This is a genomic window from Prevotella sp. AM23-5, from assembly GCF_003473645.1.
Lineage (GTDB): Bacteria > Bacteroidota > Bacteroidia > Bacteroidales > Bacteroidaceae > Prevotella > Prevotella copri_A.
On the sequence record NZ_QUCG01000022.1, the window covers coordinates 44512 to 53268 of the forward strand.

The 8757-nt window shown below is 44.5% G+C and carries 6 protein-coding genes; 4 read left to right on the forward strand and 2 right to left on the reverse strand.

Annotated elements, in window-relative coordinates; translation table 11 throughout:
• Positions 1 to 23: 23 nt before the first annotated feature.
• Positions 24 to 845, reverse strand: a complete 822-nt coding sequence (locus DW657_RS07330) for a bifunctional hydroxymethylpyrimidine kinase/phosphomethylpyrimidine kinase (RefSeq protein WP_117663641.1) — start codon at positions 843 to 845, stop codon at positions 24 to 26.
• Between the two features lie 45 nt (positions 846 to 890).
• Entirely contained in the window at positions 891 to 1658 is a 768-nt protein-coding gene (locus DW657_RS07335) for a radical SAM protein (protein ID WP_117692488.1), read from the reverse strand.
• A gap of 303 nt (positions 1659 to 1961) precedes the next feature.
• Between DW657_RS07335 and DW657_RS07340 the strand changes: the two genes are divergently transcribed.
• From DW657_RS07340 to DW657_RS07355, 4 genes are all read left to right on the forward strand, one after another.
• Positions 1962 to 2441 (forward strand): sigma-70 family RNA polymerase sigma factor, encoded by a 480-nt coding sequence (locus DW657_RS07340; protein WP_117663639.1) that lies wholly within the window; start codon positions 1962 to 1964, stop codon positions 2439 to 2441.
• A complete protein-coding gene (locus tag DW657_RS07345) occupies positions 2438 to 3145 on the forward strand; it encodes a DUF4974 domain-containing protein (RefSeq protein WP_118311981.1) in 708 nt (235 codons plus the stop codon). Before DW657_RS07340 ends, DW657_RS07345 begins: the two co-directional genes overlap by 4 nt.
• A 17-nt stretch (positions 3146 to 3162) precedes the next feature.
• Positions 3163 to 5745: a TonB-dependent receptor domain-containing protein gene (locus DW657_RS07350; RefSeq protein ID WP_233546656.1), complete on the forward strand. Its 2583-nt coding sequence runs from the start codon at positions 3163 to 3165 to the stop codon at positions 5743 to 5745.
• Positions 5746 to 6252: 507 nt separating this feature from the next.
• On the forward strand, positions 6253 to 8757 hold a 2505-nt coding region (locus DW657_RS07355; RefSeq protein WP_158577330.1), incomplete at its 3' end, for an outer membrane beta-barrel protein.

Genomic DNA, 8757 nt, shown 5'->3' on the forward strand with positions numbered 1-8757 from the left:
GTTTTTCTATCTTGCAATTTCTTCTACAAGTCCCCCAGATGCCTTTCTATCGGAATACCGCGGTTCTTGTCCTTGTCATCCTTGTTGATGTCTATCCAGTTGCGCAGGGTATCCATGGCGATGCGGGTGGCATGGCGAAGATGATCGCCATCCTTCAGTCTGCCCACGATGATGCTGGAGAAGATGTCGCCGGTGCCAGGGAACTGAACGGGGATTTCTTCGTAGGGCAGGAGGAAATACTCTTCTGTAAGATGATTGAAACCTACCACGGCATGCTGACCCTCTACGATGCATGAGGTGATGAGTACGGAGTGGGAACCGATGGCTCTCAGTTTATCTATCAGTTCATAGGCTTCCTTCTCCGAGATTCCCTCTTCCTTGTATTCCGAATCCGTCAGCAGGCAAGCCTCGGTATAGTTGGGAAAACAGAGATGCGATACGCTCAGCATCTCCTTCATGCATCTCACGGTACTCTCACTGGCTCCACCATAGAGTTTGCCGTAATCGCCCATCACGGGATCCACATAGATGTCGGTGCCCAGTGCTGCCTGTTCTCTGCAATAGCGTGCCACCAGCTTCGCCTGACGCTCCGAAGCCATGAAACCCGTGGTGATGGCATCGAAGTGAATGCCCAGTTCGTTCCACTTCTGCAAGGCTTCCTCGATATACGAAGTGCATTCCAGTATGGCGTACTTGCCGTATGGGAAGGTGTTGCTGATGAGCATGGTGGGCAGATTGAACACATCCAGTCCCATATAAGAGAGGATAGGCATCTGAACTGCAGCAGATACCTTTCCGTAGCCACACATGTCGCTGATAATAAGGATATTACTTTTCGCTTTCATTCTTTCTTTTTTCTACTTGCTTTTCTTTCTTATCCTGATTATCTCTTAATAGCTGGCTGTACACTTGATGCCCAATGCTTCTACACGGTCCTTGATGGCATCGAGTACTTCCTTTGGTGCCTTTTCCAGCAACTTGTCTGGTGTTTCACGGGCGATGGTATAAACCATTACCTGCTGAGGCTGGATATCTTTCACTGCCTCCAGCCAAGGAGCTACGAAATGCTCGCTGGTATTGTCCAAACCGTCACCTCTCAGGAACATGGTCTGGATGATGACGTGCCCCTTGAACATTTTCAGATATTTGATCACATCCTTCACGTCGTAGTTAGGCTGCTGAGGGCGGTCCAGCTTCTTGATGTAATCCATATCCACGGTATCCAGTTTCAGGATGTTGTTATCCACGAGCATCAGCGCCTCTCTCACTTCCTCCTTATATATATAGGTGGCGTTGCTGAGTACAGATACTTGTGCTTCAGGGAAATATTTCTTGCAGAGTTCCATCGTATCTTCCACGATTCCCTTAAAGTCTGGGTGTCCCGTAGGTTCACCGTTTCCTGCGAAGGTAATGTCATCCAGAGGCTGGTTGTTGTCGTGGCGCTCTTTCAGAACCTTCTCCAATCCTTCTCTTACCTCCTCGCGGGTAGGGCGCTTTTTCTTAGGACGGAAGTCGGCGTTGAATCCGCATTCGCAATAAACGCAGTCGAATGAGCAGACCTTGCCATCAGATGGCATAAGGTTGATGCCCAGTGAAACTCCCAGACGGCGGGAGTTTACCGGACCGAATATCGGTGATGGATAAATAATCGTTGACATAATCTTATTCTCCTTTATCTAATCTATTCTTTATTTTATCTTGGTAATACCTATTTTTATACCAATCTTATTTACTTGTTCGTAATTTGGTGGGCAAAAGTACTAAAAAATGTTGGAATGAACAAATAAATCAACTGAAAATCGATTTATCCTTACCATTTGTCTTCTATCTCCGATAGATTGTGTACTTTTGCATTCAAATCCGGGGAGATTCTTGGTGATTTCGATTCGGATTTAAAGGAAAAAACAAAAAAGTTGATGTTTTGCTTAGTTTTTCGCTTGGCTCAACTGTATAGATAGTATATGAACAGAAAAAAGGACATAGAACAGTTATTCCGTCAGCATTACGCGAAGATGTACAATCTGGCCAGATGCATTCTTTCGGATGATGACGAGAGCAAGGATGTGGTGAGCGAAGTATTCGCCCAGATTCTTGCCGATGATGTGGTTCTGGTGCCTGGGAGTGAGGAAGGTTACTTGATGCGGAGCGTACGCAACCGCTGTCTCAACCTGATAGCTCATAAGAGCGTGAAGGAAAGGGTGGCGAAGCTGCTGCTGGATGATGCTGACGTGATTCTCTCGGAAGAGACCGACGAACGGCTCGACCGGCTGATGCTTCTCATCGAAGACCTGGAACCGCCTATCCGGCAACTCATTTTCCGCCTGCGCTATCTTCAAGAGAAATCTTATCAGGAGGTGGCTGATGAAGTGGGAGTGAGCAAGGTGACGGTATTCAACCATCTCTCGAAGGCGATGGACTGGATTAAGAAACAATTTAAATGAGCAAGACAATGACAAACATGAGTAAAGACGAAAAGCGGATGATGCTCTTTGACATGCAGGAGCATCCCGAGAAATATACCGACGAGCAGGTGGAATGCCTGCTTGCCGATGAGGAAGTGAAGGAGTTCTTCCATGAACTGGCGATGGCGAGAATGGCTGGCAAGAAAGCCAATCCGAAGGAGGTGGATGTGGATGGGGCTTGGAAGGAGTTTGTTCAGGCACATCACGAGGGTAAGTTGGCGATGGATGCCGGCAAATCCAAGAGCGTTTATCGCAACCGAATGAAGATTGCTGCATCCATCGTCGGCATCATCTTCCTTTCGGGGGTAGCCTTGGCTGCGATTCACAATGGCTGGTTGGGATTCCCGGCTTCTGATCAGACAGCGGATAACAAGGCTGCGACAGAACAGCTGGCAACAACCCAGGCGCTGACGAATGACAGTCTTCGTGCTGTAACAGCAGAGAACAAGGATTCGCTTGATATGAAGCCGGTGGTGTTTGATGATGCCGAATTGGGAACCATTCTGGCTCAGCTATCCGGTTTCTATCATGTCAAGGTGGAGTATGTGGATGCCGGTGCCCAGCACATCCGTCTCTTCTTCAACTGGAACAAGACGAAGACTTTGGAGCAGAACCTGGAGATTTTGAATGCTTTCGACCGCATACAGATAGAGTATATTGACGGTACATTGATGGTGAAATAAGATAGGAGGATATATTTATGAGAGATTTTTGGAAACCAATGCCCGTTAGCGGCAAGCCTGTCAGAGAGCTTCTTTTTCTCTTCCTGTTGCTTTTGGTTCAGCAGTCTTATGCCCAGCGCATCACCCGACAATATAATAATGTGTCGTTCTCTGCAGCGTTGAAGGATTTGAATGCCCGCCAGCATAAGTACACCATCAACTTCGTGTATGATGAACTGGAGGATTTCAGGGTAACCAAGAGCATCAGAAACCAGAGCGTTCCCGATGCCATCATGCAGCTGATAGGATTCTATCCCATCAGGATGACGCAGGTGGAGGATAATATCATGGTGGAGTGTACGCAGAAGACAACCCTTCGTTATAAGGGACGTATTATAGATGAGAGTGGCAATGCTGCCGAATATGCAAATATAACCTTGTTGTCGCCCATTGATTCCACAATCGTAGGGCATGGTGTGAGCAATGAGAATGGAAGTTTTGTCATTCCTTGTAATTCCCGGAAGGTGTTAGCCCGTATCACATACGTTGGTTATAAGACAATCAGCCGTATATACAGCAATCCGGAAATGGGAATCATCAAATTGCAGCCCGAAACGATGATTATCAAGGGAGTTGTCGTGAAGGGTGAAAGACCTCAGTATAAAATGTCGCCTGGAGGAGTGGAGGTTGCCGTAGAGCATACCTTGCTTTCTAAGATGGCAAACACTTTTGATGTCCTGAATCTGTTGCCCCGTGTCTCTGTTGATGGGCAAAAGATATCCGTGTTTGGAAAAGGCACACCGATTGTCTATATCAACAACAAGCGAGTGAATGACAATAATGAGATTGTAAACATCACTCCCGACAACATCAAGTCGATTTCCGTGATTACAAGTCCTGGAGCAGAATATGATGCCGAGGTAGAATCGGTAATTCGTATCCGCACCAAACAGCGCTATGCCAATGGGTTCAGCTTGCGTGCAGATGCTTTTGGTAAATACAACAAATGGATGTCGGATTACGAGCTTGTCAGCGCCCGGTATCAGACCAGGAAATTCGAGATAGCCAATAGTTTATGGATGAGGGGCTATCATATTGGTGAGGATAATCACCTGAAAACAGATATCAATTTGCCCGACAAGCATTATCACAACGACCAGCATTTTAATTCGGATACCAAACACCGCTTCTTGTCGGAATATCTCTCAGCCGACTATTCGCTCAACGACAGCAACTCCATTGGCGGCTCTTATCGCTACTATGGTATGTTGAATGGCAGGACGAATAGTGCTAGCCAACAGGATGTATTTCTGAATGGTGTGGCACAGGGTAGCATTGAGCAGAATGAGGTTGCAAAGCCTCACCTTAGTTCACATGAGGCAGAAATCTATTATGTGGGAAAGATAGGACAGGTAGGCATCGATTTCAATGGCACATACTATACTGTCAATAATAGACGTAATGACGAGAGTATTGAAAGCAGCAAGGAGTTGGGCAATCAGGAGGTACACTCAAGCAATCGTCAGAATAGCGATATGTGGGCAGGCAAGTTGGTTGTGAATATTCCTTTGTGGAAAGGAAATATGTCTGTAGGAACAGAGCTGTCGAAGACCGACTCTCATGGAACGTTCCTGAATGAAGAGCAGTTGGTGCCATCCACAGAGACGGATATCCATGAAAGGAATGTTGCTGGCTTTGCACAATATGAACTGCCCCTCAGCAAGTGGACCATTGGTCTTGGTGTGCGTTACGAGAATATCATTCGCAACTATTTCTCTGGTGGAGTCAAGCAGGATGATGTGAGCAGAAGATACAGCAACTTCTTTCCTAACCTCAGCATATCATGGAACAAAGGTAACTGGAATTGGCAGTTGAATGTCAACGAGAAAATAAATCGTCCAAGTTATCGGCAGTTAGGCAACTTCATGCAGTTTGACAACCGTTTCCTTTATGAAGGCGGAAATCCTACCTTGCAACCGGAGAAGGTGTTCAATGTTGAGGCAATGATGACATATAAGTGGCTGAATGTTTCCGCAGGGTATAAATATCTGAAGGATGTGATAGAGTGGACCAAGTATATCTATCCTGGAAAGGAATTTGCTTATAGTACGTCGTTGAATTTCGACCATAAGCATCTGCTTTATGCTTCTGTCAATGTTTCGCCAAAGCTTGGCATCTTCCGTCCTAGGTGGGGATTCTATTATAAACAGCAGTTCTTCGATACCAGGAAGTATGGTGCCAGCAAGGCATTAAGCAGACCTTTGCTGTTGTGCTTGCTCGACAATAATTTCGTTCTTTCAGAAACCATGAATGCGGCTATCAGCCTGAATGCAGAAACCCCCAATGCAGATGGATTTCTTATGATGAAGAGTAATTACAGCGTCGATCTGCGGTTCGACAAGTCGTTTGCCAATCGCACATGGATCATTTATCTTTCTGCAAATGACATCTTCAAGACTACAAAGGAACGTTGGACGATGTATGGACAGGGTTCGGGTACCATGAAAGACTGCTACAACTATACTCGTAGCATCTCTTTGCAGGTTACGTATAATTTCAATGCCAAGCGCAGTAAGTATAAGGGTACGGGAGCCGGCAATGAAGAAAGGAGCCGCTTGTAGTTTTTGTTAGGAAGAAACTCTCTTAATAAACAATGAATATATGACAATCGGTCAAGTGAAGGCAAAACCATATTGGTTTGCTCTTTGCTTGACCGATTAAAATTTTGTCTTGTGATGGAATCTTTACAGGTGTGGCGTAATCAAAAAAAGCCTTTAAGGGGATTTGTTCCTTCCCTTAAGGAAAAATATATTTTCTCTTAAGGATATTTTTATTTTTCCTTAAGGGAAAATTCTAAATCTTTTTATGCCCCGTTTTTCTAGCATTTCAGGCGAATATGTATTTCCTGGAATATTGTTTACATAGATATGTCTTTTATCTCTGTTACTTTCTCTTTTGGGAGGTTGAAATAAGTATATTAACGAAATAAAAAGGCAGAAGTTTAGCATATCTCTATTTGTTTTTGTACCTTTGCACAGGTTTTTCGAAAATAATCTATGTTTTGCTTAGTTTTTTGCTTGGCTCAACTGTATAGATAATAAGTAACAGAAAAAGAAAGACTGATGTATATGAAAAAATGGATTATGATTTGTGCTTGTGTGGCTGTTTTTCAAACCGCATTAGCCCAGCGCATCACCCGACAATATAATAATGTGTCGTTCTCTGCAGCGTTGAAGGATTTGAATGCCCGCCAGCATAAGTACACCATCAACTTCGTGTATGATGAACTGGAGGATTTCAGGGTAACCAAGAGCATCAGAAACCAGAGCGTTCCCGATGCCATCATGCAGCTGATAGGATTCTATCCCATCAGGATGACGCAGGTGGAGGATAATATCATGGTGGAGTGTACGCAGAAGACTCCCACCAAGATGATAGGCCGCATCATAGACAATAAGAATCGCCCTATAGATTTCGCCAATGTAGCCCTGCTGAATGTTAGGGACTCTTCATTGATAAATGGCGGCGTGACGAATGAGAACGGCCAGTTCGTGATTCCCTGTGGAGCCACAAAGGCGATAGTAAGAGTAAGTTGCGTGGGCTATATTACGGCAAGCAATACCTTTAATATAGGTAAGATAGGGACGATAACTCTGAAGGAGGCAACAATGAACCTGCAGAAAATTGTAGTGAAGGGACATCGCCAGCCTTTCAGAATGACTTCTGAAGGATTGGTGGCTCAGGTAGAAGGAACCTCCTTGGAGAAAATGGGCTCGGCAGAAGATGTATTGAAACATCTTCCGAGAGTGATGCAGAAGAATGGAGAAATAGAAGTCTTGGGCAAAGGTAAACCTTTGATTTATATCGATAACAAGAAAATCAAGGGAACCATTGACCTCGATAGATTGAGTTCTTCTGACATCAAACATGTGGAGGTGATAACCGAGCCGGGTGCAGAATACGATGCAACCTATCAGTCTGTCATCAGAATCAAGACGACAAGAAAGAAGGGAGAAGGACTGGGATTGACTTATCGGCAGGTCTATCAGCGCAATCATCAGGACAATCATCGTGAAGTACTCGATTTGAATTATCGCTATCGGGGATTGGATATCTTCTCCAATTTGTATGGCGGTTTGTCTCAGGGCTATCAGGATCAGCATAATGATAACAGACTCTACGGCAAGACGCTCATGAATATCAACGAAGACATGATTATCAAAAACAAGAGTTACTATACCAGTGGAAGTCTTGGTTTTAATTATGTTTTTAATGATAAGCATTCCGTGGGTGCCACTTACGAGGTGAACATCAATCCTTATAGTCGGGGTGGATGGAATTCGCTGATGGATGTCTGGAAAAATGGCTCCAAGACAGAAAGCTATACAAATGATATGTATTGTCGTTTCAAAAGCCGACCTACGCAGGATATTACGGCTTATTATGCCGGACAGATAGGAAAGGTGAGCATAGAATGGAATGGGGAAATATATCTTCGTAAAACAGGACAGACTCAATATTCTGAAGAAACAGGAATGGAGGGCGGAGATTCTCGTACGATAGAATCTGATTTCACGGCTGATAGTTGGATGTATGCATCTAAGCTGGTACTGAGCTTTCCGGTATGGAAAGGTACCCTGAAGATTGGTAATGAGTTTACCGAAAGTTGCCGTGCCAATCTTTATACTATAGATGAACAGGGAACTGACTTGCCAGGCAAGACGGACGACCAGGTGAAGGAAAGTAATCTTGCAGCCTTTGTTTCTTATGGATTGAGACTGAACAAGGTAGAACTGAATGCTGGCCTCAGATACGAACATGTTTCTTCCAATTACTATAATACAGGTGGTGATTATTGGAGCGAGGAAAATAAGGATTATTTCGTGCCCAATCAGAGTCGTAAGTACGACCATTTCTTTCCGAATGTGTCCTTGACCTTTCCTATCGGGAATGTGAAAATGAATATGGTTTATAAGGTGACGGTGAGTCGTCCTTCCTATAGTCAGTTAAGTAGTAACGTGCAATATAATAGTCGCTATTATTATCAGGGTGGAAATCCATTGCTCAAGTCAACCTTCGAACATGGCATAGGGATTAATCTGGGATATAAATGGTTCCAGTTTTTTGCCAATTGGCGTTATCTTGTAGATCCTTGCTTTCAGGTGATAGAACCGTATCATGACAATGAGTTAATCAGTATGTACACCTTTCGTAATTTGAATCATACTCAGGTTTGTTACGTGGGACTGACGGCATCGCCAACGATAGGATGGTGGCATCCTACGTTGGACGCTGGTATGAGAAAGCAGTTCCTGACCATTGGTGGTAAGGCATACAGCAAACCGATATTCATGGGCTCTTTCAATAATGCGTTTTCACTACCATGCGGTTGGACGCTTAATCTTGATATGAGTTGGAACACGCAGGGCCATTCTGCACTTCCGCTTTATATGGCACAAGGAGGAGTGGACGTCTCTTTGCGTAGAAGTTTTCTTCACGACCGCCTGAATGTCATTTTGGCGGGCAATGACCTTTTTGCGACGATGCGCAATTCCACAAGATTGGTATATGGTACCAGCGATATCTATACCAGAAAATATACGGATTGTACTTCCCTGAAAAAGGTTGTCACT